Below are 26,553 nucleotides of genomic sequence, written 5' to 3'. Positions count from 1 at the left end.
CAGGAGACGAAAGGTCAGGAAAGGCTTGAGAGGATGGCCGCGAGATCACGGGCGAAGTCGGTGGCTTCGTCCGGCTGCAGGGTAGATATCGTGACGCGCAACCCATCGCCATCCGGCGCCACACCGAACGCGTCGCTGCCACGGACCAGCCAACCGCGCTTCGCGAGTTCTGCCGCGACCTGCTGATTTCCCGCTTTCAATGGGATCCAGATGTTGAGGCCATCCTGCCTTTCGGGCACGGCGATGCCTTCGACGGCCAATGCACTCACCAGCAAGTCACGACGCCTGGCATACGCATCGCGTGCCTCCGCAATGAAGGCCGTTGCCTCTGGCCCGAAGAGCGTACGCTCGACGACATCCTGCAAGAGGTGGCTGACCCAGTTCGTGCCGGGCGCAAGGCGAAGCCGAAGTCGCTTCGACGTATGCGCATCGCTAGCCACGAAGGCGAGGCGGAGGTCGGGACCAAGCACCTTCGATACGGAGCGCACGAGCGCCCAACGCTGGGCATTCTTCGGAATCACGCTGTGGTACGGCGTACTCGACAGAGCGGCATAGTGATCATCGACGATCACCAACACCTGGGGATAACGGGCGAGCACGCTTACCAGTTTCTTCGCCCGACGCGCAGAGAACCCATAACCGGTCGGATTGTGCGCGCGCGGCGTCACGATCACCGCCCGGGCGCCCTGCTCAAGCGCGGCTTCGAGCGCGTCGACACGCATGCCCTCCGCATCGACACCGGCCGGAACTACCTCAAAGCCCGCGGCATGCATCGTGTTCAGGCTACTCAGGAAGCACGGCGCTTCGAGGATCACCTTGTCGCCAGGCACGAGATGCGCGGATAGCAGGCGCTCGATGGCATCGACAGCGCCATGGGTAAGGTTGAACTCGAAGTCGCCGGGGCAGTCGATTGCGAGCGACGGCCGGCAAGCCGCTTCCAGGCCTGGGTTGATCACCGCCTGCCCATACAAGCGCGGAGCATTCCGTTGCGCTGGCCACGCGGCAGTCGGATCAGGCAACCATGCCGGATCGGGATTGCCGCTTGCCAGATCGCGCAACGACGATCCGGGCGACACACCCTCCTGCTCGCCAGCATGGTCCTGATCGCGGATCACCGTGCCATTTCGTCCCAGCGCCACGGCGATGCCCGAGGTAACGAGCCGCCGATAGGCAGATGCGACCGTGTTGCGGTTGACCTCAAGCTGCTCGGCGAGCCCGCGAACAGGCGGCAGCACGTCGCCCGGGGCCAACTTGCCCGCCTGAACGAGCAGTCTCACGGAGTCAAAGATTTCTGCGGCGCTGGTACCGGTGATAGGCATGGGCTTCAAAACAGTGCTATGTTTGTCCTATGACAATCATCGTACACCGTTTCCCGTGAACTTCCCAGTCATCGATTCGACCCCGCCTACGGCCACGCAGCATGCGCTGCACGGTCGTTACGCCACGCCCGCGACCGCCGCCGACATGCAGGCGAACATTGATGAAGTGCAACGACGGATCGCCGCCGCGTGTGCACGCGCGGGCCGTGCGCCCGATAGTGTGCGCCTGCTGCCCGTCAGCAAGACGGTGAACGATGAGCGGCTAGCCATGGCCTATACCTGCGGCTTGCGCCTGCTCGGCGAGAACAAGGTGCAGGAGGCTCACCGAAAGGCGGAAGCGATGGCTGGCCTTGGCGATCTGCAGTGGTCGATCATCGGGCACCTGCAGACCAACAAAGCGAAAGTGGTGGCGAAGTTTGCGAGCGAATTCCAGGGGCTTGATAGCCTCCGCGTCGCCGAAGCATTAGACCGGCGGTTGCACGTCGAAGGGCGGAGTCTCGACGTCTTCGTCCAGGTAAACACCTCGGCGGAGCACAGCAAATATGGCCTCCCTCCCGATGAAGTCGAAAGCTTCATCCGCGCACTGCCCGCGTATACGGCGTTGCGCGTTCGCGGCCTGATGACGCTCGCGGTGTTCTCGTCTGATGCTTCCCGCGTACGTCCTTGCTTCCAGCGCTTGCGCGCCCTTCGCGATCGCCTGCGACAGGACGCGCGCCCGGGCGTGGCACTCGACGAGCTTTCCATGGGCATGTCAGGCGACTACGAAATTGCCATCGAAGAAGGTGCGACGATCGTCCGCGTGGGCCAGGCGATCTTCGGCGCACGCCCTCTCCCCGATAGTTATTACTGGCCGACCGACACTGAATCCTGAGATCACCTCGTCATGCGCACCTACCGACTCACCCTCCATCAACACGGCCGCCTGCTCGGACACTTCGATACGTCCTCGCCTGGCACGCTCGCATCCATACAGGCGATCGCCAATCGGTTCCCCTTGGACGACGGCTTCACCCACGCATTCTTCGTCGCAGAGGACGAACAACGCATTCTTGAAGTGGCCGACGGCCGCATCCGCGTGATCAGCTCGGAACCGCGGTTTGCTCCGATTTAGCCATCACCATCTATCAGGCCCCTGCTCCCACGCACGGCGGTCGATGGCCTAGGGCAGGTTGTGCGGAGGCCGTCGACGTGCTCCTGAAGGCCGTCGGGGATATTTGCCCAGAGCGGATCGAGTACAAAGTCGACCCCCTCACGCCTCGCCTGCTTGGCTGCAGGAATGAAATCCGCATCGCCCGCCATGAGAATGATCTGATCCACACGCTTCTTGAGCGCAAGGGTGGTGACGTCGATACCTATGCGCATATCGACCCCCTTCTGCCGCGCATCAGGTACGACATGTGTTGCTTCGAGATCGTCGAACGCGAGAGCGCCCTTGAGAAGTTTCTCGATTGCATCCGGCTTGATGGTCCATCGCACTTGCTTCGATAGGTGACCGAACCGCAAAGCAACCTTACGTTTGACCCTGAGGTGCTTATGCAGCTCAAGACGGAACGCCGCCTCGTCCGACTTACCGAAGTCCACAGCCCGCTTGGTTAGAGGGTGGTGAAGCTTGTTGCCAAGCGGAGGGCAATCGTAGAAAAAGATCCGATACAGCTCTCTCCTCGGAAGCCCACGGCCTTGCGAGAGATGCGCAACCGCCCACCGGTGCGCGCATTCAGCAGCACGCGCAGCGTTCCAGAAGTTGTGCGGTTCAATTCTACGAAATCGCTTAACGAAGTAAGCGCCATCGATCAGTATCGCTGTTGGCATCCTTGCCAGCTCCGTCATCCTTGACGCAAAAAAAAGCCCAAGGGCTCGGCCAGTCCGGGATGAGATAGGACGGCTTACTGCCAAGGGCGTGATGGGCGGAGTATGTTCGCGACGGAGAAAGGATGCAAGGGCTCCGTGAATTTGCCTTTTGCACGCACTACGCGCGCGAAGACTCTCAGCCCGGGATCTCAGGTTCGACAAGCAGCGTGAGCAACTGCAGCGATTCCTGCCAGCCTAGGTAGCACATTTCCACGGGGATGGCGTCGGGGATGCCTTCCTGCGTGATGTGCAGGTCGACGCCCATGGCGAGCTTTGTGATCACTACCGTGGTAACCATCTGCCCCGGCAGGTTCGGATCGTCGAAGACATCGGTGTAGCGCAGACGCTCGCCCGGCACGACTTCGAGGTATTTGCCGCCGAAGGCGTGGCTGTTGCCGCTCGTGAAATTGCTGAACGACATCTTGAAGGTGCCACCGACCTGGGCATCCAGGTGGTGGACCTTGCAGGTAAAGCCGTGCGGCGGGAGCCATTTCGGCAGCGCGTCCGCATCGGTGAAGGCCTTGAACAGGCGCTCGGGGGTGGTGCGGAGGACGCGATGTAGCGTGACGGTACCCATGATCTTCACCTCAATGTGTTGGCAGAGGACATCCCTCTATCCCTGCGTCGAACGGCACCCGCCGTTTTCGACATGCCTGGGTCCGTCAGGCTAAACCAAATTCACTGTGGCGTGCTTGAGGACTGCGGCACCGCCTGCAGCGGCCCCACGGAAACGTGCCCCGTCCAGTCCTCAAAGACATTGTTGGCCTGCTTGTCGACGAACTGCACCACCTGGTTCGCCGGGGGGCAGCTCGACGGCACCTGGCCGGTCGCCAGGTCACGGAAATCCTGGCTGCCCGCCATGCAATAGCTGCTGCCTGCCTTGTCTTTCAACATGGCCATGCCGTCGCGGTAGCGTGTCTCGGCGCGCGGGGCGGCGACCGCATCTGCGTAGGTGCGGCGCATGTCGGCGAGGTAAGCCTCGGCACGGCGGAGTTCGTCCGGCTTGAGTACGGCCTTGAGCTGATCGCGGGGCTGCACGAAGCGCGGCGTGTTGCGCTCTGCCGCTAGCGTGAACCAGGCGTAGGCGAGGGGGCGATCCATCGGCTGGTGGTCGCCGTTGAGCGCCATGATGCCAAGTACGTACTGCGCCGGCTTGCTCGCCCAGCCGGCAGCTTCCTTGAAGAAGCGCTGCGCGGCCTCGGTGTGCTCGGTACCGTAGTTCTGCGCGCCGAGGCAGTAGTAGTAATCACCCGGCAGGAATTTCTCCATGCCGATGGCGCATTTTGCGTCCGAAAGTTGCTGGTTTGTGACATGGTCCGGCGCGTCATCGGCGTGTACCGCCGCACCAGCCATGAGAAAAACCGTGAGGCACATGGCCTTCACTACCCGCATCGCGTTCTGCATGACCTGCTCCATTGGCGTCGCTGGCTCCCGTTCCAGCCTTCCCGCGGCGCATGGTTTATCACTTTGCGCAGCGCAGCGATACGACAATATTTTGCGAGGCGCCTCAGGCGCCGTCCTGCCAGCCTCCGCCCAATGCATAGAACAGGTGGATGCGCGCTTCCGACACGGCCGACTCTGCGTCCGTCAACGCGGTCTCCGCGGCAACGCGCGTACGTTCGGCGTCCAGCGCGCTGAGGTAAGGCGTGCGGCCAGCGTGGTACAGATCGGCGGCTTGCTTCGATGCGGTCGTCGCCTCACCCAATGCCTGCCGCAGCGTTTCTTCACGATCCAGCGCGTGCGCGTAGTCGCTCAATGCCGTCTGTGTTTCCTTCAGAGCCTGGATCACGGTCTGATCGAACGATGCCAGCGCGACATCAGCACCGGCCTTCGCCACTTCGACGCGCTCCTTGGCCGAACGCGTCGGGATCGTCCAGCTGATCAGCGGGCCAATGGACCAGTAACGCTGTGGTGCCTGGCCGTAGTCCGCGAGCAAGCCGTTGGTGCCCAGACTCGCGCCGAGCGATACGCTCGGATAAAGCTCGGCGGTGGCGACGCCAATACGTGCCGTCGCCGCGGCGAGCTTACGCTCGGCTTCGCGGATATCCGGCCGGCGCTTCAGCAGCGCCATGCCATCGCCTACCGGTATCGGCTGCTTCGGCTCCGGCACGACAGAACACGATTTCGCTGCATCAGGGATATCCCCAGGCACATGCCCTAACAACGCGGCCAGAGCGTACTGGGACGCTTCATGGCGCCGCTGCAGTGGCGGCAAGGCGGACCTGGCGAGATCGAGCTGCGCGGTAGCGCGGGTGACGTCCAGACGATTGCCTAGTCCCGCGTCGAACAGCCGCTTCGCGACATCGGCGCCGCGCTGCTGGACCTGCACCGTGCGATCGGCGATTTCCAGATCATGTGCTGACTCACAGATGCCCACATAGCTCGACGCGACCTGTGCCGCGACCGTCACACGCACCAGATCACGCGCCGCCGTGGCGGCTTCGGTATCAGCGGAGGCGGCTTCGACGCCGCGCTGCAACTTACCGAACAGATCGAAATCGTAGGATGCCTCGATACCCGTCACGGCGACGTTGAACGTCGGCAGCTTGTCCTGCTCCAGATACGACTGCGCCGAAATCAACGTGCGTTGCGCGGTCGCGCTGGTCTTCGCTGTCACCTCGTGTTCGGCCTCGGCAGCAGCGAGCATGGCGCCGGCCCTGCGCAGGTTGGCGTCAGCCACGCGCAGGCCGATGTTGGCTTGCAGCGCCTGGCGTTCTAGCGCATCGAGGGTGGGATCGTCGTACAGCCGCCACCAGTCATCGCGCAGCACGCCTCCCGCATCGACGGCATGGCCCGGCTCGGCGAGGAAAGCGCCGTTCGCGCGTGGATCCTTGACCATCGCGTTGTCCGGCACCTTGTAGTCAGGGCCGACGGTGGTGCACCCCGCGGCGACCAACGCCGCGGCGAGCGCGCTGAGGGCAACACGCCACTTCATGACTTCGCCCGCTCCCGCGTGTGCACGGTCACCGTGGCCGTACGGCCTGCGACCAGCAACAGATCAGGCGAGATCTCGTCAATGCTGATGCGCACCGGGATGCGCTGGGCTAGGCGCACCCAGTTAAAGGTGGGATTGATATCGGGCAGCCCCTGCGTGCTATTGGCGCGCTCACGGTCGGCGATACCCGCCGCCACGCTCTGCACCTTACCGTGCAGCACGCTCTTCTCGCCCATCACCTGGATGGTCACGGCCTGGCCCGGCTGCACGCCATGCAGGCGCGTCTCTTCGAAGTAGCCATCCACATGGAATGAATGCCCATCGACCATCGCGAAGGGCGCATGGCCCGCGCTGACGTAGTCGCCAATGCGAACGACACGATCGTTCAGCACGCCATCGGCTGGCGCCTTCACCACCGTGCGGTCGAGGTCGAGCCGCGCGGTATCTGCGGCCGTCTCATCGGCGTGCAGCCGAGCTTCGGCAGCGGCCAGCTTCGACGTCACCTGCTCGGCGGTTTCGCGAGCGACAAGATCACTGACTGCCTTGTTACGCGCGTCTTCGCGGCGTAGCTCAGCAACCACGGAGCGCTGTTCTTCCACGGCGGCATCGGCGCGGCGCACGGCGAGCTCGAAGCGAGCCCGGTCCACCACGAAGAGCGGCTGGCCCTGCTTCACCGCATCGTTGTCATGCACGTAGACGTCGGTGACCAGGCCTGAAACATCGGGCGAGACCTGCACGGTATCCGCACGGATGTGCGCATCGCGCGTCCACGGCAGGTCGTCGTAGGCGTGCCAAACGTGGACGCCGGCGCCGATGGCCGCTATGACGACAGCCAATGTGACGACGGTAGGAAGGACCCTGCGAGCGAGATTAACCACGAGCCACCTCCGGCATGAGGGCGAGCACGCCTGCCAGCGCCAGCACGTACACCGCGAGATTGAAGAGCGCGGGATGCCATATCCACGCGTAAAAATGCGTCTTGCCCAGTGCGAAGCGCACCAGGCTTTTCACGGCATAGGCCGCGGCCATGACGGCCAGGAGCGTGGGGATATACACGCCATAGAGGCTGAACTCGCCGTAGAGGGGGATGTTCACTGGGGGAGGCTGGAAAGTTGGGGTGAAAGGGGTTGGGTATCGGGCTGTGCTGCGGGCGGTAGCGCCAGCAGGGAAAGGCGGTAACGAAGCAGCGCTGCCGCGGCATCGCCATGCTCGCTTGCGAGCTCGACCATGGCATCGTCGATCGCCACGAGCAATTCAACGGGCGGCGCGAGCGAGGCACGTGCGTCGAGGCACGCGCGGAAGTAACGCTGGCTGGCTTCCAGCACGGCGTCGACCGGGCGGATGCCACGTGCGCTGTGCTCACGCAGATCGATCAAGGCGACGCTTACGCGCAGGTCGCGCACCGCATCCATATGCGACAGCGGCCGCCCTGTGGTCAGCGCAAGCCGTGGCATCCATTGCGCGGTGCGGTCCACGATGCGCGACAGGGCCGCCTTGCGATCGATCCGCAACTCCCGCCGCGACAGCGCCATCTGCTCGCGCCAGTTCGCCAGGGCCAGCCGGCGCGCGCCAATCTGCGCACCGAACGGACGCGTTGCAGCGGTCCACACCGCGGCAAACGCGAGGCCGCCGAGCGCGGCGAGGCTGCTGTTCGCGTAGTCCTCGAAGTTCGCCGCTGAATTGTTGTGCAAGGCTATACCGCTGATCGTTTGCGAAGTCACCAGCAGCACGCCCATGTTGAACGCAGGACGCCCTGTAAGCGTGCCGACCAACAGCAGTGGCGGCGCCAGCGAAAGGGCTACCCCGGTGAATGTCGTCACCTGGGGAAAGATATAGAACAGGTACACGAGGCCCGCGGCGACGCTGATGACTTGCCAGAGCAGGAAGCGGCCAACGAGTGCCGCGGGTGCGTCGGAGGCGGCAAAGAATGCCGTGGACACCGCAACCAGCACGACGCCCGCTGCGCCGCCCGGCCAGCCACTGTGCAGCCACGCCAGGGCCGAGATGACGAAAGCCAGCGCCGGTGAGAGCGCCGCGTGCAACATCATCACGTGATCGTAGAAGCGGCGGCTTTCGTCGGGCACGGCGTCGCGATAGGCCAGCGCCGGCGTCATCGGAAGCTTGTCGACGAACGCGTGGTGAAGCATCAGGCAGTCCTGCCACAGGTCGACGAGATCGCGCAGGCGCTCCGTGGCGTTGGCTACCGGTAGCGTCGCGGCGCTCGGGGCACCTTGTGCTTCGCGTAATGCGGCGATCCGCTCACGCAGAGCGTCCCCCATCGCAGGCGCACCTTGAACGCCCTGGCGTAGCCAGGTGATGACATCGGCCAACAAGGCATCGCACGCATGAGCCGCCACCCCCTTGCTATCGCCCACGAACGCCAACGCATCGGCAAGCGACGCGACCTGCGGAATCAGCATGGTCATGCGGAAGCGCACCTGCCGCGCTTCGCTTGCCTCGTTGCGGCGCGTGGCGTCGTGACCGAGATGGGTGATCAATGCATCCAGCGAGGCGATGTCGCTAAGCAGGTTGAATCGCAGCGGTGGCGTGGTTCGCCGTGCGGGGTCGGTCAGGCGGCGGACCGCCCAGGCCGAGGCGTCCTTCATCAGCGCGGCGAGACGCTCGTGGAACACAGGGCCAACGCGATCGGGCAGCAACACCGTGCTGACCACGCTGGCACACACGATACCCAGCAGGATCTCTTCGGTACGCGCCACCGCCGTATCGAAGACGGTACCCGGCGCAATGATCGCCGAGACGGCGATCAGCGGCGTGGTGTACGACGAGAGCAGGAACCCATAGGCGCTGGGCTTGTTGTCACGCAGCGAGAGGTACAGCGCGACCACGCTCCACGTACCCATCGCAAGCACCAGCGTGATCGGGCTCGAGGCGAAGAGAGAGACAAGGCACACGGCCATGGCCGCGCCGAGCACGGTACCGAACGCGCGATACACCGACTTCGAGCGCGTGGCACCGGAGAGCGGATGGGAAACGATGTAGACGCTGGCGAACGACCAATAGGGATTAGGCAGCGGTATACGCAACGCGATGTAGAACGCGAGGATCGCCGCAAGGAATGCCTTCCCCGAATAGAGCCATTCGGAGGCCGTGGGTAGCGTAAGACGCATAAGGGTTCAGGCTTCGCCGTCGTCCTGGCCATCGAAGACCAGCGCCGCGTTCAGCGCCTGGTGTACGCGGAGCGCGGCGCGCACGTCTTCTTCGGAGACCCCCGCCAGGATCTCGCGGCGCATCTGCACCATGCGCGCTTCCATCTGCACCGCCATGGCCTCGCCCGCTTCGGTGAGCCATAGCGTCTTGGCGCGGCGATCGGCCGGGTCGCTTTCGCGGCGCACGAGGCCTAACTCCACAAGCTTGTCGATGGTGCGCACGAGCGAGGGGCCGGTCACGCCGATCTGGTCGGCCAGCGTCACCTGATTGATGCCGCCGCCTGAGCGGCCCACCAGCAGCATGGGTACCACCGTCGCGGAGGTGACCTCGAAATCGCCCAGGCGCACGTCCAGCATCCGCTGGAAGCGGCGGCTGGTGGCAAGCGCAAGGGTGGTCAGCTGCATGTGCAGCCGGTCGAGGGGCGTCATGGAATAAAGCATAGCATGCTAATAATTGCAGCAACAATATCCCATGGCGAAATCGCGGGCCAGGGCGTTCAGCTACGGCTTGCCCAACTCTTCGGCCGCCTGCTGCAGCGGCACCCCTGAGACCCGCAGCAGGCCGGTGTACGGGGCCTCGAGCTCCATGACCAGGAAGATCGAGCCCGAGAAGGCCAGCGCGGCGCAAAACAGGACGATGCGTACCGACGGGTTATGCATGGCAAAGATGCCCATCCCGATGAAGATCAGGACGATCCAGGCCGTGACCACGGCCAACAGGGGCAGCGGCTCGGAGGATTTCTCGTGTTCGGAGGTGAGGATGCGCTCGCGGGCGAGCGTGGCCGAGCACTCCAGGGCGCGGTGCTGGAACCACCACTGGGCCTCGGTCTGCGGTTGCAGGGCGAGGATCTTCCGCTGGAGCAGCGTGATGATGCTCAGGCTGGTTTGCGGCAAGCGGAAGACGACCTTCTTCATCTCCCCATCCGGCGCCACCCTCGCTGTCGCCCGATCGAGGAAGGTCCGCAGGTCCGCACGGATCGGCGTGGTTTCCGGCCCATACCCCGATAGCGCCCGATCCAGCAGCAAGGTGGAGGTGGCGACGCCGACGATGTCGTCGTTGGCCCGGTCGAAGGTCGCGCGGGCCGAGGTCACCATGAAACCGAGCACCAGCGCGGCAAGCGTGGCCATCATGCTGAGCCCGAACTGGGCGGACTTCTGCGCCTCGTACACACGGTGCGCTTCCGGCATACGGCGCGCTATCCATTCGCCCAGGAACAGGCTTGCACACGCGAGCAACAACACGCCCAGCGAAACCAGGATCGCGAACATCGGCGGCCCCCGCCCGACGCAGCCCGGGCCCATGGTGACCGCCCACGTGCCCGTTGGCTTTCGAAAAACTACGGTCCCTTGTGAAAGCGGGGCGGCGTCACTGGTATCCTGCTTAGCTGTCTGGCGGGAGCGTCACCGGGTGCGAAGCGCTGCAACAACGCGGGTTCCGCGGATGGCCACGTTCGGCGCTGCCCTCCGCCTTTGGGCAGCCCTGCTCGCGCTATCGACCCTGGTGGTCCTGGCCTCGGTGCTACTGGGCGGCGAAGGCTCCACGCTGGCGGCCTCCTGGGCCGGCCTCGCGAACAACGCCGATACGCCCATGCACGCCATCGTCCATGAGCTGCGGATCCCGCGCGCACTGGCGGCCTACGGCGTGGGCGGGCTCCTGGCGCTGTCCGGGTGCCTCATGCAGATCCTCGTCCGGAACCCGCTGGCCGACCCCTACACCCTGGGCCTCTCCGGTGGCGCCGCCGTCGGCGCGCTGGGAGCCATGCTGGCCGGCGCAGGCGCGGTAGCCACTGCGGGCGGCGCCGCCATCGGCGCACTGTTCGCATGCCTCGCCGTGTTCGTGCTGGCCCATCGCGACCTGATCTCGCGGCGCCGATCGGCCCATCGCGATGACGCCACCGACCTGATCCTGATTGGCGTGATGCTGGCTTCCGGCTTCGGCGCCATCGTCAGCATGATGCTGGTGCTCGCACCGGACCGTAATCTCCGCGGCATGCTGTTCTGGATGATGGGTGACCTGAGCGGCGTCGCCAGCCCGTGGCCGCCGCTTGCTTCGCTGCTGGCTGCCTTGTTGGTGGTTGCCCCGCTTGGCCGGCAGCTGAACCTGCTCGCCCGCGGCGAGGAATCGGCCAGCGCGCTCGGCGTCCGCCCCAACGCGGTGAAGTCCGCGATCTTCGCCATCGCTTCGCTCGCCACGGCGGTTGCCGTCACCACGGCAGGTACCATCGGCTTTGTTGGCCTTGTGGTGCCGCATGCGTTGCGCCGGGTCGTAGGCAACGACCAGCGCGTACTCATTCCGGCAAGCGCCCTGTGCGGCGGCATGCTGGTGGTGGTCGCCGACACCATCTCGCGCATCGTCGCGGACCCGATCCAACTGCCCGTGGGCGCGGTGATGGCGATCATCGGCGTACCCACCTTCCTCTTCCTGCTGGTGCGGCGCCGGTGAGTACCATGCTCGTCACCGAACGCCTGCGCCTCACGGTGCGCGATCGCCAGCTGGTCGATGCGCTCGACCTGCGCATCGAGCCTGGCCAGGTGTGGTGCGTGCTCGGTCCGAACGGTGCGGGCAAATCCACGCTGTTGCGAACACTCGCCGGACTGCGCGATGCGGATGGCGGGCGCGTGCTGCTCGATAACCGCGACGTTGCCGGCTGGAAGCCGCTCGAACTGGCCCGGCGGCGCGGCTTCCTCCCGCAGTCGGTGGTGGATGCCTTCAGCCTCACGGTCATCGAAGCGGTCACCGCCGCGCGGCACCCGCGCCTGCCCTTCTGGGCATGGGGCGATGAGGACCTGGGCACCGTCGGTGCAGCGCTGAGCCGCTTCGAGCTCGAGGGCCTCGCCGAGCGTGATATCACCACGTTGTCGGGCGGCGAGCGTCAGCGCGTCAACATCGCCGCGCTGTTCGCGCAGGAGGTGGATGTGATGTTGCTGGACGAACCGCTTTCATCACTGGATCTACACCACCAGATGAAGACGCTCCACGAACTGGTGCTCGCCGCACGCGCAGGCCATGCCGTGGTGTTCACCGTGCACGACATCAACCTAGCCATGCAGCATGCGACCCACGCCGTGCTTCTCGACGGCCACGGCGGCGCGCTCGCGGGCACGAAGGATGCCGTCATCACACCCGCCAACCTCACCGCCGCGTTTCATCACCCTATCCGCGGCGTCACCGTGGATGGCGAGGTGTTCTTCCGCGCGGCGCGCCTCACGGATACTCGCACATGATCCGTCGCCTTGCCCTGTTCGCCCTGCTGCTCACTGGAACCGCCAGCGCCACCGCGATCCACGTGGTCGACGACGCGGGACGCGATGTCACGCTGGCCCAGCCGGCGCATCGCATCGTCAGCCTCGCACCCAACATTACCGACACGCTCTATGCAGCGGGCGCGGGCAGCTTCGTCGTGGGTACCTCCCGTTTCAGCGAACACCCGGATGCCGCGCGGAAGATCCCGGTGGTGGGCGATGCCACCATGCTCGATCTCGAACGGATCGTGGGCCTACATCCCGACCTGATCATGGTCTGGAAAAGCGGCACGCCCGCTGCACAGGTGGAAAAGCTGGCTCGCCTTGGCATCCCCATCTACTACTCGGAAACGACGCGGCTGGCCGACATCCCGGCCGCAACGCGGCGCTTCGGCCAGCTGGCCGGCACGGAAGCGGCCGCTAACGCCAGTGCGCAGACGTTCACGCAGGCCCTCGATGGTCTGCGCACGGCGTTCGCTGGCAAGAAACGGGTGAAGGTGTTCTTCCAGGTGTGGGACCGCCCGCTGATGACGGTCGGCCGCGCCCAAATGATTTCGGATGCCCTGGATTTGTGCGGCGGCCAGAATATCTTCGACGACCTCACCCAGGCGGCGCCGACCGTGGGCCGCGAGGCCGTGCTGGCACGTCAGCCCGATGTCGTCATGACGGCAGGTGGCGAGGGCGATTCGCTTGCCGCGTGGAAGCAGGGCAACGCACTGGCGGCGGCACGGCATGGCAATGTTGTGGCGATCGATGCGCCCACCCTGGCGCTGCCCTCCCCGTCCATCCTTCCCAGCGTGCGCACGCTGTGCCTCGCGCTGGACGGGGCGCGCCAGCGCGTACCCTAGCCGGGGCCTTGCGGCTGTCATCACATTCGCCGTGGTTACACTCCGGTTGCTGCCACACCGGCCTTACCGATGACAGACGCTCCTTCGCAAGCGGTGAATAGCGACCTCGCCTGGCTCGACGGTGGTGGCGAGCTGGGCGCGCTTATTCGTGCCTTCGATTGGGAAGCCACGGGCCTCGGCGCCCTGCCTGGCTGGCCGCAGAGCCTGCGCACGGCCACGGGCATGTTGCTGCTATCCCCCGTCCCGATCGTGCTGCTCTGGGGCGAGAAGGGCATCATGATCTACAACGATGCCTATTCCGTCTTTGCTGGCGGCCGCCACCCGCAGCTTCTGGGTTCGGAAGTGCGCCAGGGCTGGGCGGAGATCGCGGACTTCAACGACAACGTCATGCGCGTGGGCCTCGCCGGAGGCACCCTGGCGTACAAGGACCAGAAGCTCACGCTCGAACGGCATGGCAAGCCCGAGCCGGTGTGGATGAACCTCGATTATTCGCCGGTGCTCGACGAGAGCGGGAGGGCCGGCGGGGTCATCGCCATCGTCGTGGAGACGACCGAGCGCGTGCGCGCGGAAGAACGCCTGCGCGAAAGTGAGAGCCGGTTCCGCGCCCTCGTCAACGCGACCTCGGATGTCGTTTACCAGATGGATCCCAGCTGGGTCCGCATGAACGCGCTCGATGGCCGCGGCTTCATCGCGGATACGACCGAGCCCTCGCCCGACTGGATGGCGGGCTACGTGCCTGCGGATGAGCAGCCGCGCGTACGCACCGCTATCGATGAAGCCGTACTCACCCAGGGCATCTTCGAAATCGAACACCGGGTAAAGCGCATCGATGGCTCCATCGGCTGGGTGCAGTCGCGCGCCGTACCCGTGATGAACGCCGAGGGAGCGATCATCGAATGGTTTGGCGCCGCCGCCGATATCAGTGTCCGTAAATCGGCGGAGCAAGCCTTGCGTGAAAATGAATCACGCTTGCGTTTCCTGGATACGTTGAACGAGCTGACGGCGCGCAGCACGGATGCCGATGAGATCCTGCGCATCAGCACACGTCTCGTCGGCGAGCATCTAGGCGTCGCGGTCTGCGCCTACGCCGACATGGATGCTGACGAAGATGGCATGACGATTCGCGGCGACTGGACGCTCCCCGGCTATGCCAGCATCGTGGGCCGCTATCGGCTTCGCGATTTCGGCCGTCTGGCCGTGGCGCGCCTGCGCGAAGGCAAGCCGCTGATCATCGAAGACAACGTGCGCGAGTTGCCCGCCGATGAATCGAGCGCATTCCAGGCGCTTGGCATCTCGGCCACCATCTGCATCCCGTTGATCAAGGGCGGCAAGCTCACCGCGCTCATGGCGATCCACGATGGCACGCCACGTGAGTGGCACCTGCGCGAGCTGGCCTTGCTCGATGAAGTGACGGAGCGCTCCTGGGCGCATATCGCGCGCGTACGCGCCGAAGCCGATGTACGCGAAGGAGAACGCCGCTTCCGCGAGGAGCTGGAGCAGCAGGTGATCGAGCGTTCGGCTGCCCTGGAACGCTCACAAGCACACATCCGCCAGACACAGAAAATGGAAGCACTCGGTAGCCTCACCGGTGGCATCGCACACGACTTCAACAACCTGCTCATGGCCGTGCAGGGCAGCCTGGAACTCCTTCGCGAGCGCATGCCGAAGGATCCGCTCCTGCTCCGCCTTGTCGACAACGCCCGTGCGGGCGCGGAGCGCGGCAGCTCGCTGACGCGCCGCATGCTGGCGTTCGCGCGCCGGCAGGATCTGAAGGCCGAGCGCGTCGACCTGCGTACGCTCGTCGATGGCATGACGGAGCTGATGCAGCGCTCGCTGGGCCCCACGGTGACGATCGAAACCCGCTTTACGCCCGGGCTTCCCGCGGTGGAGGCCGATGCCAACCAGCTCGAGTCGGCGCTGTTGAACCTGGCGGTGAACGCGCGTGACGCGATGGATGGTGTCGGCACCATCACGATCTCGACCGACGAAGCATGGGTGGGCAACGAAGATGAGCGCCTGTTACCCGGACACTACGTGCGACTTACGCTGGCCGATACCGGCGCCGGCATGGACGAGCACACGCTGAAGCGCGCCACCGAGCCGTTCTTCACGACGAAAGGCGTGGGCAAGGGCACGGGCCTCGGCTTGTCGATGGCGCATGGCCTTGCCGAACAGCTGGGCGGCATGCTCGTGTTGCGCAGCGTGCCGGATGAAGGCACCACCGCGGAGATCTGGCTACCCGCCATGGCTGCTGCCGCCTCGGCCAGTGCGCCGGAACCGACCACGCCTCTGCTGAAGCCGCGCTGCCCCGCCACGCGACGGCTAAGCATCATGATGGTCGATGATGACGACCTCGTCCGGGCGACGACGGTGGAGATGCTTGAGGATCTCGGCTACGACGTGGTCGCCGCGAGATCGGGCGCCGAAGCGCTTGGCCTCCTGGGCGAGCAGATGGTCGACCTGGTGGTGACGGACCACGCGATGCCGCACATGACCGGCGCGCAGCTCGCGATGGAGCTGCGCGAGCGGTGGCCGGCGCTGCCGGTGATCATGGCTACCGGGTATGCCGACCTTCCCGCTGGCGTGCAGCTGGAGCGTCCCCGCCTCGCCAAACCGTATTCCCAGGCCACGCTCGCGGATGCCATCGTCCGCGCGCTCCCTTGCGAGAACTAACGTTCAGGCCTTCGCCACGATGAGCCAGGCCGGCGCCCAGCTGTAATCATGCACGTGCGTGGTAGAGGCGACGCGGTAGCCCGCACGTGCCAGCTCCTCGTGCCACGCTGCCACCGGCTGCTCCCAGTTCGACGGTGTCGTAGCGCGAAGCTGGCCGAGCAGCATGGGCGCGAGGAAACCGCCTGCCACGAGCGCCGCTTCATCGCCGTACTCGCGCGCCGCGCGCTCGTAACGCTCTGCCAGCGAAGCAAAGCGCTGTTCCGCATTCGCGAACACCGGCACGTCGAACTCGACGATGGCCAGTCGCGTGACGTGTCGCCGCAACCGCTTCAACGCGGCGAGCCGATCCCCCGGGGGAATGGATTGCAACGCGAACGTCGACTGGGCGAGATCCCAACGCCGCTCCGGCGCCAGTTGGGTGAGAAACGCCTGCAACGTCAGTTGCCACGCCTTCCCCGCCGGCAGTCGCGGCCGTAGTGTGTCGAGCAAGCCACCGGAGGGTTCGATGACATCCACGGTGTTGGGCGCACGCCGGGTCTGGCCCAGTGCGGGCAACAGCGCCATGCCATCGCCCACGCCGATATCGAGCAGGCAACGCACGCCAAGCTGTTCGTAGAGTCTGGCGAGCGCGGCGCTCACGGCGGCGTACAGCGGCGGATTGCCGCCCGCGCGGATGAACACCTCGAACGCGTGCGGCCGATCATAGGCGCCACGCTCGTCCGTTTCCGCCACGGCATGCGCCAGCGCCACGGCCATCAACGACCCTTCATCCCGGGCCTTCGCCAGCCAAGCGCTTGCATCACCGTGGTCGGCGAGCGCGCGCAGGGCGTGGGCGAGCGCGGCGGTCATCGGCGGGCGCTCAGGGCTTCGCGTCATCCGCCTTGGGTGCAAGGCGGTAGCGCTGGTGGCTATACGCCCAGCTCGGCCACAACGCATGGGCAAGCACGAGCTTTTCCAGCTGCGGATCGACCTGCTCCGGATCCAGCTTCTCGCCATCCACCGTGTAGTGGTACTGCGTGGCCGGCTGGTTGGGACGCAGCACGACCAGCGTATCGCCCTTCAGGTAACCGTAGTTGTCGCCGTACTGCATGATCGCGCGGTCGGGATAACGCTGGGTAAGGTCGGCGCCCAGCATCGGGTGCTCACTGCTGATACCGATCAGCGACAGCAGCGTCGGTGCCAGGTCGATCTGGCTCACGATGTGCTCATCCTTCTTCACCGGCACGCCGGCACCGAGGATCAGGGCGGGAATGTGGAAGTGGCGGACCGGCACCAGGCTCGCGCCGAATACGCGCGCATCATGGTCAGCCACGATCAGGAACACGGTGTGATCCCAATAAGGCGACTGCTTCGCCTTGGCGAAGAACTGGCCGATCGACCAATCCGCATAGCGCACGGCGTTGGCGTTGCTCGCCGGATCGCCTTCGGCTTTGATGCGGCCTGCCGGGTACTCCCACGGCGTGTGGTTCGACACTGAGAACGCGACGGTCAGGGTGGGCTTGTCACCATCGTCCATCAGGCGCTCGTGCAGCTCCTTGAACATATCTTCGTCCGAGGCGCCCCACGAACCGATGAAGCCGGGCTTGGTCTTGAAGCTCGCGCTATCCACCACTTCGTTGAAGCCGTTGCCGAAGAAGAACGAGCGCATGTTGTCGAAGTGCGCCTCGCCACCGTAGAGGAAACGGGTGTGATAGCCGAACGTATCGAGCAGCGCACCGAGCGTGAAGAAATCACGCTGGCTACGCGGCAGCTTGAGCACTGCCTCGGCGGGGGTCGGCATGAAGCCGGTGGTGACGGCCTCGAGGCCACGCACACTGCGCGTCCCCGTCGCGTAGGTGCGCTCGAGCCACCAACCCTCGTTCGCCAGCTTGTCGAGTTCCGGGGTATAGCCCGCGCCACCCAGGCTGCCCACGAACTGCGCGCCCAGGCTCTCTTCCAGAATGATCACGAGGTTGAGCGGCTTGCCATCCTGGCGCGTGGCCACCTGCTTGTGCAGCGAGGGATACTCGGGGTCGAGCGGCGCGCCCGTCAGTCCTGCGGTTTCACGGACGATACTGTTCATCTCGTCATCGGGGAGCTTGCCGTACACCGCCGAAGCGGAGCGCTCGTTGCCCAGGGCCATCGCCGCATTAAGTACGTTGTAGAGCGAATTCAGCGGCAGCGTGTTCACCATGGCGTCGCTGGTGAACGCCACCTGCGATGCGTTGAGCGGACGATGCTGCAACGTGCCGCGGCCAGCAAGGAACAGCACGCAGAACACCAGCACCGTCGCCACGGGGCGGAGCCAGCCGCGCACGGCGTGCGCGTCGGGGCGGCGGGTAGGCAGCAGCTTGAAGCCGAGCCAGCCGATCAGGGCAAAGACGATCAGGCCCGCGCCAACGGAGAGCTTGTAGCCGTTCCACAGCATGGCCCCGACTTCGTGCGGGCTCGTGAGGTATTCGAAGTACAGGCGGTTGGGCCGTGTGTCGTACTCGATGATGAACTGCGGGGTCGATACTTCCAGCAGTACGTAAAGCAACCACCACAGGCGCAGCCACCATGCCGTGATCCGCGTAGGCCACGCGCGGTGCCCCAGCCACGGGGAAAGCAGCGCCGGCACGGCGATCACCATGGCCAGCAGGGAAAGATCGATGCGCCAGCCCCCCAGCAACACCGGCCACAGGCCGCCGCCATCGTGGACACGGGTCCATTGCCAGGCCGAGAAGCCCAGGCGGGCCAGGGTCAGGAAGACGAGGACAGCGGCGACGAAACGCCAGATAAGCTTGCGCACGAGGGTGGTCCGGGCTGGGCGCGGCGTGAACGCCACGCGATGACGGGCATGTTACAGCGCTCTCACTTTACACTGTGCGCTCTGTCAGCAACTTACCGCAGCCTTTCGGGGCCGCCCACGAGGACCCACGATGTTCAGACTGGCCGACGCCACGCCCATCGCCACCGGCCATGTCCGCGAGGTGTACCAGCACCCGGATGACGAGACCCTCCTCGTGAAGGTCATCTCCCATGCCTCCATCGAGACCCGCTGGAACCAGGCCCCGTGGTATCGGCGGATTGCCCGCAGCGGCCCGTACAAGGACTTCGTCCGCGAGTTCCGCGAGTACGTCACCAGCGTGTACGTAGGTGGCTACGAGACCTCGCCGATCGCGCGCGTCGTCGGCCTGGAGATGACCGACATCGGCCTGGGCCAGATCGTGGAGAAGGTACGTAAGCCCGACGGCGGGTTAGCGCCCACGCTGCACGACTGGGTGAAGGCCGAGGGATTCACCGAACGCACTCGCACGGAGATGGAGGCGTTCTACGCGCGCCTGCTCAGCCATGACACCATCGCCGCCGACCTGCATGCCTGGAACGTGGTCTACGGCGAAGATTCCCGTGGCGGCCCGCGCCTGGTCATGATCGATGGCTTCGGCGAGAAGAACATCATCCCGCACCAATCGATGAGCCGCTCGCACAATGCTTCGCGCATGAAAAGAAAATACGACCGCATGCTGAAGCGCACGATCGCCGAAGCGCCGCGATGAACGGCCGGCTCTTGTAGGAGCGTGCTCCTACAAGGCCTTGGTGATCGCGGGGGTGCAGGCGGGATCGGTGGCGTCCGCAGGCAGCAGCACGAAATGCACGCGGTTGGCGGTGCCCATCGGGCGCACCTTATCGGTGATCACGCAGTTATCCAGCGCATCATCGTTGGCGAAGATGAAGCGATGGGCGGGATCCGCCGCCTGCCATGCGCGCGCGTCTGCCAGTTGCAACGCGGCCTCGCGCGCGAAACCAAACTCGACCACGGGACGCTTCGCCTGAAGAAGGTTCTCTTCGCGCCAGGCGACCAGCGCCATCTGCCCATCCGGCCCAATCGCCTCATCCGCAGCCGCCATGACAGCGCGCGTGGATTCGTTCGCGTTGAGCAGGGGATACGTGCCCAAGGGCCAGATAACCCAGCCCAAGGCCATACCGGCGAGCAACGCGGCCACGCCACGCCGCGGCCGGCAGACCAGAGCCGCCAGGAGAAATCCCGCACCCACGGCGATCACCCATACCCAAAGCGCCTCGCCATGACCCGCGAGCTGGTAGCCCTTGGCGATACGCTGCGCGGCCTTCGGCGCACCCGTCAGCGCCCATACACCGGCCGCGGTGAAGACGACACCGCAAGCCACCGTGATCCAGAAGGCCAACCTCGGCAGCCATCGCGTCTTCACGAGGTCCACCACGTACGGGGCCATCGCGAGCGCCAGCATCGGCAGCATCGGCAGGATGTAGATCTCGCGCTTGCCACGCGGAATCGAGAAGAACACCAGCACCAACACACACCACGCCAGCGGAATCCACACGCGAGGTTCGCGCATGCGCAAAGCGTCGCGCCAGCGCGGCACCAGCACAGGAATCAGCAGCCACGTGGGCAACCATCCGCTCACGATCACCACGAGGAAGAACCAGGGGGCTTCCTCGTGCTGCCATGAATTGGCGTAGCGCTCGGCCGTCTGCCGGAACAGGATGTCGTTGACGTACGCCAGGTACGTCGTGCCCTGATGGCTATACGCCGTGGCGAGCATCGGCACCAGCCAGAGCGAGATCGCGAACAGGAATGCGACCGCGCCAGCGGCCCAGCGCCAGCCGTCGCCTTGCGTGCGCAGGACATCAGGCCAGGCACGTGCACGGCACACCACATAGGGCACCAGCATCAGCAGTGCGATAACCCCCACGCCCTTCGTGATCACGCCCAGACCGGCGGCGAAGCAGCCCAGCCAGTACATGCGCCAGTTCGGCCCGCGCAGGCAATGCAGCAGGATCCCCGTGTTGCCGAGGGTGATCCAGAACAGGTTCAGTGGATCGATCTGCGCATGCCGGATGACGTCCACGAAGGGCATGCTCATCAGCACGATCGACGCGGCAAACAAGCCCGTGCGCGCATCCCACAGACGCCGGCCCAGGTACCACGTGAGCGCCAGCGTACCCAGGCCCGAGAAGAGCGACGTGAGCAGGAAGGCGCCGCGCCAGCCGCCGGTGAGCCACATCCATGCGGCCTCGGTCCACATCAGCATCGGCGGCTTGTCGGAGTAGAGCTCCATGCCGCGATGAGGGAACAGCCACTGGCCGGATTCGAGCATCTGCTTCGCCACAAGGGCGAAGCGCGGCTCATCCGGTGGCCAGGGGTCGCGCAGACCGATGCCGGCAGCGAGCACCACGAAGGCAATGAGCATGAACCAGGCGAAGGAACGCCACGCAGTTCGGTCGTCGGTGGAGGGCATGCAGCGGCCGGACATAGGGGAGTGGTGATCGTAGCTCAGGCGGATGTCTACGCTCTTACAAAAACCTTATGAAATCCTGCGGATACGAGGGATTTACGTTCGAAAACCTATTCGATGGACTGGCCCTTCCTGCGGACCCATTTCAATTTTTCGAGGCTGGGACGTCTAGGGGTTTCGCCGGTGCGGATACCGGCGTGCGTCCCTGCCCGTACGCACGTCGGTTCCGCACCGTGCGACCCTATATCCGGAACACCCCCATGAACGCGGTACCCCGAACGATGGATCCCACCGAGGCGACTGGCGCGCCACGCGGACGGCGGGCCGACCAGGTCGTCGCCCTCTTCCGTGAACACAATGCAGCCCTGGTCGCGTTCCTGCGCGCCCGGCTGAATTCGCTCGCCGATGCCCAGGAGGTCGCCCAGGAGGTGTACCTCAAACTGCTTTCGCTGGACGATGCCACGAAGATCGACTCGCCCCGGGCCTTCCTGTTCCGCGCGGCCGCCAACATGGCCGTCGACCGCCTGCGCATGCGCAACGTGCGCGCCGCGGCCCCGGTAGACCCTGATCACGATGACTGGCACGTCACGCCCATCCCCGAGCAGCACGCCGCTGCCCTGCAACAGTGGCGCGGTATCCGCGAGGCCCTGGACGAGCTGCCGCCGAAGACCAGCCGGGCGTTTGTCATGCATGTCATCGATGGCCGCGATTTCGCCGCCGTCGCCAAAGAAATGAACCTGAGCGAGCGCATGGTGCGCTACCACGTCGGCCATGCCCTGGCGCATTGCCGTGACCGCCGTGACCGAGCGGAGACCCTTCCATGAGCGCTGTGACCTTCGCCCCCGCCCACTCGATCGAACACGCGGCCGCCGAATGGTGGGCCCGCCTGCGCGATCCCACCCTGCCGGAACAGGCCCTGGGCCAGTGGACCGCCTGGCTGGAAGCCGACCCGCGCCATGCCGCCGCCTTCGAGCGTGCCTGCGCCCTGGCGGAAGACGCGGCCGCCCTGCGCGGCGACCAGCGTGCTGACCTGATCGCGCGCTTTGCGCCACCCGCCAGCGCTCCCCGCCGCGCCCCGTCGCGCCGCTTCCTGGCGCTGGCGGCCGGGCTGGCCGCCGTGGTGGTCCTGGGCGGCGGCCTTTTGCTGGCTTACCGGCATGGGCCGGACGCCCCGCGTGCCTACGCCAGTGAACGTGCCGGCCACCGCGATATCGACCTCCCCGATGGCTCCAGCATCGAGCTCGGCGGCGCAACCTCGATCACGGCCCACTATGGGCACGATATCCGCGCCATCGACCTCGATGCCGGCGAAGCCTTCTTCCGTGTGGCCCATGCCGAGCGCCCGTTCGTGGTGACCGCGGGTCCGCTGCGGATTCGCGACCTGGGCACCGCGTTCAACGTACGCCGCACGGGCGATCGCGTGACGGTTGCCGTCACCGAGGGCCGCGTGCGGGTCTCCCCCTCCGCCGACGATAGCGACGGCGGCACCGTGGAGCTGGGTGCGGGGCGCGAAGTCTCGTTCGACCCTGAGACCCAGGCCATGCGAATCCTCGATATCGATCCCGCCGTAGCCACGGCGTGGCGCGAGAACCGGCTGGAGTTCGTGAACGAGCCGCTGGCTTCGGTGTTGGACAATGTGAACCGCTACAGCAAGCGACCCATCCGGATGGACGATCCCGTACTTTCACGGCTGACGTTTACCGGTACGGTCCAGGTCGATACCATCGACAGTTGGGTGGCGGCCCTGCCGCGCGTATTCCCTGTCCGGGTCGATACGTATGCCGATCACCTTCAACTGACGCGACAGACATCCATGGCGCGGGGCCCGACGCCGCGCTGACCCATTCGTAGTCCTGGGGCCGCAGGTCTTGCAGCACACCGTTCGCGGGCGCCGGCGCGTAACCACCGGCGCGCTCGCGCTTGCGTTGGCGCTCGCGCTGCACCCTGCGATGGCGGGTGAAGGCTCGCCGGCGGGCGAAGGGAGCTCCGTGCTCCCGTTCGCCATCGCGCCACAACCCATGGCCACTGCCCTGCTCGCGTGGGGCAAGCAATCCCGCGTGCAGGTACTCACCGCCTCGGGCGCCATCGCCAACTGGCGCTCCGGCGGTGCGAGCGGCCTGCTCACACCCGACGCCGCGCTGGACGAACTGCTGGAAGGCACCGACCTCGAGCGCGAATCGTATGACGCGCACACCGTGGTCGTCCGTCAAAAGCAACAACCCAACAATGCGGTGCCCGCACCGGCGGATGCCGCGACCGCGTTTGACCCGCACGCGGTGACCCCGCTGGCCACCGTCGATGTGCGCGGTATCCTGGCGGACGACGGCTTCAAGGCCGATACCTCGCGCACCGCGACGCGCACGGAAACCAATCTCAGCGACGTGCCGCAATCGATCAGCGTGGTGACGCGCGAGGTCATCGCGTCGCAGCAGGCGGTAAGCATCGGTGATGTCGCACGCTATGTCGCCGGCGTGCAATACGTCGATGGCTACGGTGGATCGCCGTTGTTCCTGATCCGCGGTTTCGATGCGGGCAACGGCATGACGGACGGCATGCCCAACGGCATCGCGCGCACCGACGATCTTCCGCCGCTGATCGGTATCGAACGCGTTGAAGTATTGCGTGGTCCCGAGGCCATTCTTGGCGACGCGTCGCAGAACAACAATTTCGGCGGATCGATCAACGTCGTGATGAAGCGCCCGCAGGCCGACACCGTGCGCACGCTGACCTGGTCGGCAGGCGAATACGATGGCGCGCGCCTCGGCCTGGACCTGGCCGGCAAGGCCTCGAGCGATGGTGCGTGGACCTACCGCCTCGTTGCGGCCGGACAGGCGGCGGAGCGTACGCCACAAGGCAATGGCCACGGCCGTGGCGCCTACCTTGCCCCGTCGTTAGCGTGGCAGGGCACGAATACCCGCGTCATGGGCGGCCTGGAATATGTCGATAACCGCGTGCCCGGTCCGGAGCACACCGTGCTGCTCGGCGCATCGCTGTCCACGGCATCGCCGTACCACGACCTGCCAGATACGCCCGACGAATACTCCACGTACCGTACGACCCGAGCCGTGTTCGAGATCGACCACGACTTCGGCAACGACTGGACCTTCCACAGCCAGGGCCAGTACGTGCGCCAGCGCAGCGACGGCCGCAACTGGTCGTACGTGGCCGGTGGCTTCGGCGGGTTCCTCACGCCGGTAGCGCGCACCTTTCGCTACAAGGGCAGCTACTGGACGTGGCAGAACGATTTGCGCACCACGTTCGATGCGGGGTCCACGGCACACACCGTGTTGCTCGGCTTCGACGTCGCACGCACGCATGCCGGCGACAGCGGCGGTGGCAGCACCGTGGAGACGCTCGAATCCAGCGACACCGATCGCGACCGCGATGCGCAGATCGTCACCACGCCGATCGCGTTCAACCTCGCGACCGGCGCGCGCATGTCGGGCAAGTTCAACACGCTCGTCGCGCCCGTAACGACGGTGCAAAACCTGGGCGGATCGTGGCAGACCAATGCCGGCCTTTATCTGCAGGACCAGATTACGATCGGTGAGCGCTGGAACGTGCTCGCCGCGATACGTCGCACGACGTACCAGCTGGATACGCACTGGGAAGATGGCTTGCCGCGCCGGCAACGGAAATCGCGCTGGGTACCGAAGCTTGGCGTCGTGTACAAGCTCGCACCCACGGTATCGATCTACGCCGACACCGCCGTCGGATTCCAGCCGGACCCGCTGCTCGGCAGGGATGGCCAGCCCCTGCCCGCGGTGACCTCGCGCCAGGTGGAGCTGGGTGGCAAGTTCGATCTGTTCGACCAGCGTGCGCGCCTGACCGCCGCGATCTATCGCATCCACGTCGATCACAGCATCGACCTGGTCTCGCCCGAGCCCCCGTACTTTGCGACACCCGGGCCAGGGCAGACCAATCGTGGCCTGGAGCTGGAGTTCAGCGGGAACATCGCACCCGGCGTCGATGTGCTCGCCAGCCTGACGGAAGCGCGCATCCATAACCAGGACGACACGCGCCCCACCGGCACGCCGCGGCACCAGGCGGCTGTATGGGCGAGCTACCGGTTCGGCCAGGGGCCGGTGCAGCCCTGGGGCATCGCCGCCGGTGTGCTGGCCCGTAGCCGCAGCCTCGGCAAGACGAGCGCCGACGGCCAGTACTTCGGCATTCCGGGCCAGGCCAGCGTGGAAACCAACCTGACGCGCTACGGCGAGCACTGGCGGGTCACGCTGGGGGTGAAGAACGTCTTCGCCCGCACGCTCTACGCGGTGAACTTCGACGACACCTTCGTACCGATCCGCCAGGGCCGTACGGTGCTGCTCACCGGCTCCTACGATTTCTGAAACGGCTTCAGCACGACTTCGCATGCCTCGCGGCGGAATGCATCGCGCGCCAGGCGACCGGTCGGCAAGCCTTGTACGGGCACCTCGTAGCAACCATCCGTTCCTGCCACGCCGCCATGGCGGCGCCAGAAACGATCGTATGCCGCGATCGTGATGCCGGCGCGTCGATCCTGGGGATGATGCGCCGCAGCCACGCCGCGGATGCGTTCAATGCCGTAATACGTCGCCAGCGCACGCACCAGGGCGAGCAGAAGCTCGCGGGGATGCAGGCCACCGCTGGCACGCGTGAAACCCGAGATCGCGGCGCGGCCCAGGTAGGCCCACGATCCGTGCATGGCGCCGACCAGGATGCCTTCGATACCGGCAAAGGTAAGCGCACAGGAGGAGATGACCTCCTTCTCCGCATTGAGCAGGAAAAGACCGAGCTCCCCGCACTGCGCATGCTCAGGGGCACGGGCATGCACGTACGCGACCTGGCCATCGCCGAGGGGGAGCGTGGCCAGGCGCACGTCATGGCCCTTCAGCAGGCGTAGGCGGAGCCGCTCGGGAAACTCGCGCGAAACAAAGCGGTAGTGCGATTCGATAATCCGGGCCCGGTCGGCCAGGTCGAAACGGCGGGAAATGTAGTGCGGCTGCGCGCGCTCGTAGAGCGCCGGATTCAATTCGGCGGCGGCGCGGATCTCACGCGAACGCCCGACCAGCCTTAGCCACGCCGCCTGGCGGGGCAGCTCCCGGAGCGTGCGCCACAGGTAGCGTGCACGGCTTTCGGTCAGGGGCGAGCGGCGGCGCAAGGCGCTGCGGCGACGGAAATGCTCGATCACCAGGCGCAGGCCACCCATGTCGGGGGCCGGGGGCGACCAGCCAAGCGGCAGGTCGTGGAGCGTACGGCTGGGGGTGATACGAGGCTGCATCCCCTAAAGACGTGCCAGCCCCCGGA

The 26,553-nt window shown here is 65.8% G+C and carries 24 protein-coding genes; 10 read left to right on the top strand and 14 right to left on the bottom strand.

Going from position 1 to position 26,553, the window contains the following annotated elements:
* Positions 1-14: 14 nt before the first annotated feature.
* Positions 15-1,277 carry a MocR-like B6 salvage transcription factor PtsJ gene (ptsJ, locus tag L2Y96_RS01055; protein WP_247331201.1) on the bottom strand — a complete coding sequence of 421 codons (1,263 nt, stop codon included), beginning with the start codon at positions 1,275-1,277 and terminating at the stop codon, positions 15-17.
* Between the two features lie 187 nt (positions 1,278-1,464).
* Between ptsJ and L2Y96_RS01050 the strand changes: the two genes are divergently transcribed.
* Both L2Y96_RS01050 and L2Y96_RS01045 read left to right on the top strand, forming a co-directional pair.
* On the top strand, positions 1,465-2,190 hold the full coding sequence (locus L2Y96_RS01050) for a YggS family pyridoxal phosphate-dependent enzyme (protein ID WP_247337229.1): 726 nt from the start codon (positions 1,465-1,467) through the stop codon (positions 2,188-2,190).
* A gap of 12 nt (positions 2,191-2,202) precedes the next feature.
* Complete coding sequence (locus L2Y96_RS01045; protein WP_247331199.1) at positions 2,203-2,430, top strand: cytoplasmic protein; 228 nt, start codon at positions 2,203-2,205, stop codon at positions 2,428-2,430.
* Here the strand turns inward: L2Y96_RS01045 and L2Y96_RS01040 are convergent.
* From L2Y96_RS01040 to L2Y96_RS01000, 9 genes are all read right to left on the bottom strand, one after another.
* On the bottom strand, positions 2,427-3,128 hold the full coding sequence (locus L2Y96_RS01040) for an NYN domain-containing protein (RefSeq protein WP_247331197.1): 702 nt from the start codon (positions 3,126-3,128) through the stop codon (positions 2,427-2,429). The two genes, L2Y96_RS01045 and L2Y96_RS01040, sit on opposite strands and share 4 nt — an antisense overlap.
* 175 nt (positions 3,129-3,303) lie before the next feature.
* Positions 3,304-3,744: an SRPBCC family protein gene (locus L2Y96_RS01035; protein WP_247331195.1), complete on the bottom strand. Its 441-nt coding sequence runs from the start codon at positions 3,742-3,744 to the stop codon at positions 3,304-3,306.
* Between the two features lie 101 nt (positions 3,745-3,845).
* Positions 3,846-4,571: an SEL1-like repeat protein gene (locus L2Y96_RS01030; protein WP_247331193.1), complete on the bottom strand. Its 726-nt coding sequence runs from the start codon at positions 4,569-4,571 to the stop codon at positions 3,846-3,848.
* A 103-nt stretch (positions 4,572-4,674) separates the two neighbouring features.
* Positions 4,675-6,102: a TolC family protein gene (locus L2Y96_RS01025; protein WP_247331191.1), complete on the bottom strand. Its 1,428-nt coding sequence runs from the start codon at positions 6,100-6,102 to the stop codon at positions 4,675-4,677.
* A complete protein-coding gene (locus L2Y96_RS01020) occupies positions 6,099-6,980 on the bottom strand; it encodes an HlyD family secretion protein (protein ID WP_247331189.1) in 882 nt (293 codons plus the stop codon). Before L2Y96_RS01020 ends, L2Y96_RS01025 begins: the two co-directional genes overlap by 4 nt.
* Positions 6,973-7,131, bottom strand: coding sequence for a DUF1656 domain-containing protein (locus tag L2Y96_RS01015; RefSeq protein ID WP_247337226.1), 159 nt, complete (start codon positions 7,129-7,131; stop codon positions 6,973-6,975). The genes L2Y96_RS01020 and L2Y96_RS01015 overlap by 8 nt, the downstream gene beginning before the upstream one ends.
* A 62-nt stretch (positions 7,132-7,193) precedes the next feature.
* A complete protein-coding gene (locus L2Y96_RS01010) occupies positions 7,194-9,230 on the bottom strand; it encodes an FUSC family protein (RefSeq protein WP_247331187.1) in 2,037 nt (678 codons plus the stop codon).
* Positions 9,231-9,236: 6 nt separating this feature from the next.
* Positions 9,237-9,698, bottom strand: coding sequence for a MarR family winged helix-turn-helix transcriptional regulator (locus tag L2Y96_RS01005; RefSeq protein ID WP_247331185.1), 462 nt, complete (start codon positions 9,696-9,698; stop codon positions 9,237-9,239).
* Between the two features lie 72 nt (positions 9,699-9,770).
* Positions 9,771-10,538, bottom strand: coding sequence for a bestrophin-like domain (locus L2Y96_RS01000; RefSeq protein ID WP_247331183.1), 768 nt, complete (start codon positions 10,536-10,538; stop codon positions 9,771-9,773).
* 172 nt (positions 10,539-10,710) lie between these two features.
* Here L2Y96_RS01000 and L2Y96_RS00995 point away from each other — a divergent pair, with 172 nt between their 5' ends.
* From L2Y96_RS00995 to L2Y96_RS00980, 4 genes are all read left to right on the top strand, one after another.
* Positions 10,711-11,712 carry a FecCD family ABC transporter permease gene (locus tag L2Y96_RS00995; protein ID WP_247331181.1) on the top strand — a complete coding sequence of 334 codons (1,002 nt, stop codon included), beginning with the start codon at positions 10,711-10,713 and terminating at the stop codon, positions 11,710-11,712.
* A gap of 5 nt (positions 11,713-11,717) precedes the next feature.
* A complete protein-coding gene (locus L2Y96_RS00990) occupies positions 11,718-12,494 on the top strand; it encodes an ABC transporter ATP-binding protein (RefSeq protein WP_247337224.1) in 777 nt (258 codons plus the stop codon).
* A complete protein-coding gene (locus L2Y96_RS00985) occupies positions 12,491-13,360 on the top strand; it encodes a cobalamin-binding protein (protein WP_247331180.1) in 870 nt (289 codons plus the stop codon). Before L2Y96_RS00990 ends, L2Y96_RS00985 begins: the two co-directional genes overlap by 4 nt.
* Positions 13,361-13,429: 69 nt before the next feature.
* Positions 13,430-16,033, top strand: a complete 2,604-nt coding sequence (locus L2Y96_RS00980; RefSeq protein WP_247331178.1) for a response regulator — start codon at positions 13,430-13,432, stop codon at positions 16,031-16,033.
* Between the two features lie 3 nt (positions 16,034-16,036).
* On the opposite strand, the gene L2Y96_RS00975 is transcribed toward L2Y96_RS00980, so the two are convergent.
* Together L2Y96_RS00975 and L2Y96_RS00970 are read right to left on the bottom strand one after the other, a co-directional pair.
* Positions 16,037-16,882: a class I SAM-dependent methyltransferase gene (locus tag L2Y96_RS00975; protein WP_247331176.1), complete on the bottom strand. Its 846-nt coding sequence runs from the start codon at positions 16,880-16,882 to the stop codon at positions 16,037-16,039.
* Positions 16,883-16,892: 10 nt separating this feature from the next.
* Positions 16,893-18,803: an LTA synthase family protein gene (locus L2Y96_RS00970; protein ID WP_247331175.1), complete on the bottom strand. Its 1,911-nt coding sequence runs from the start codon at positions 18,801-18,803 to the stop codon at positions 16,893-16,895.
* 130 nt (positions 18,804-18,933) lie between these two features.
* On the opposite strand from L2Y96_RS00970, the gene L2Y96_RS00965 reads away from it, so the two are divergent.
* Entirely contained in the window at positions 18,934-19,551 is a 618-nt protein-coding gene (locus tag L2Y96_RS00965; RefSeq protein ID WP_247331173.1) for a YrbL family protein, read from the top strand.
* 27 nt (positions 19,552-19,578) lie between these two features.
* On the opposite strand, the gene L2Y96_RS00960 is transcribed toward L2Y96_RS00965, so the two are convergent.
* Positions 19,579-21,273, bottom strand: coding sequence for an ArnT family glycosyltransferase (locus L2Y96_RS00960; protein WP_247331171.1), 1,695 nt, complete (start codon positions 21,271-21,273; stop codon positions 19,579-19,581).
* 257 nt (positions 21,274-21,530) lie between these two features.
* Between L2Y96_RS00960 and L2Y96_RS00955 the strand changes: the two genes are divergently transcribed.
* The 3 genes from L2Y96_RS00955 to L2Y96_RS00945 are packed head-to-tail and all read left to right on the top strand — an operon-like array spanning position 21,531 to position 25,616.
* The gene (locus L2Y96_RS00955) at positions 21,531-22,094 is read left to right on the top strand and encodes an RNA polymerase sigma factor (protein ID WP_247331169.1); all 564 of its coding nucleotides are present in this window, start codon (positions 21,531-21,533) and stop codon (positions 22,092-22,094) included.
* Positions 22,091-23,110 (top strand): FecR family protein, encoded by a 1,020-nt coding sequence (locus L2Y96_RS00950; RefSeq protein WP_247331167.1) that lies wholly within the window; start codon positions 22,091-22,093, stop codon positions 23,108-23,110. Before L2Y96_RS00955 ends, L2Y96_RS00950 begins: the two co-directional genes overlap by 4 nt.
* Positions 23,111-23,138: 28 nt before the next feature.
* On the top strand, positions 23,139-25,616 hold the full coding sequence (locus L2Y96_RS00945) for a TonB-dependent siderophore receptor (RefSeq protein ID WP_247331166.1): 2,478 nt from the start codon (positions 23,139-23,141) through the stop codon (positions 25,614-25,616).
* On the opposite strand, the gene L2Y96_RS00940 is transcribed toward L2Y96_RS00945, so the two are convergent.
* Positions 25,604-26,527 (bottom strand): DUF535 family protein, encoded by a 924-nt coding sequence (locus L2Y96_RS00940; protein WP_247331165.1) that lies wholly within the window; start codon positions 26,525-26,527, stop codon positions 25,604-25,606. The two genes, L2Y96_RS00945 and L2Y96_RS00940, sit on opposite strands and share 13 nt — an antisense overlap.
* Positions 26,528-26,553: the final 26 nt, after the last annotated feature.

The sequence above is a fragment of the Luteibacter aegosomaticola genome (assembly GCF_023078475.1).
Taxonomy (GTDB): Bacteria; Pseudomonadota; Gammaproteobacteria; order Xanthomonadales; family Rhodanobacteraceae; genus Luteibacter; species Luteibacter aegosomaticola.
This window is presented reverse-complemented; position numbering and strand designations above follow the sequence as displayed.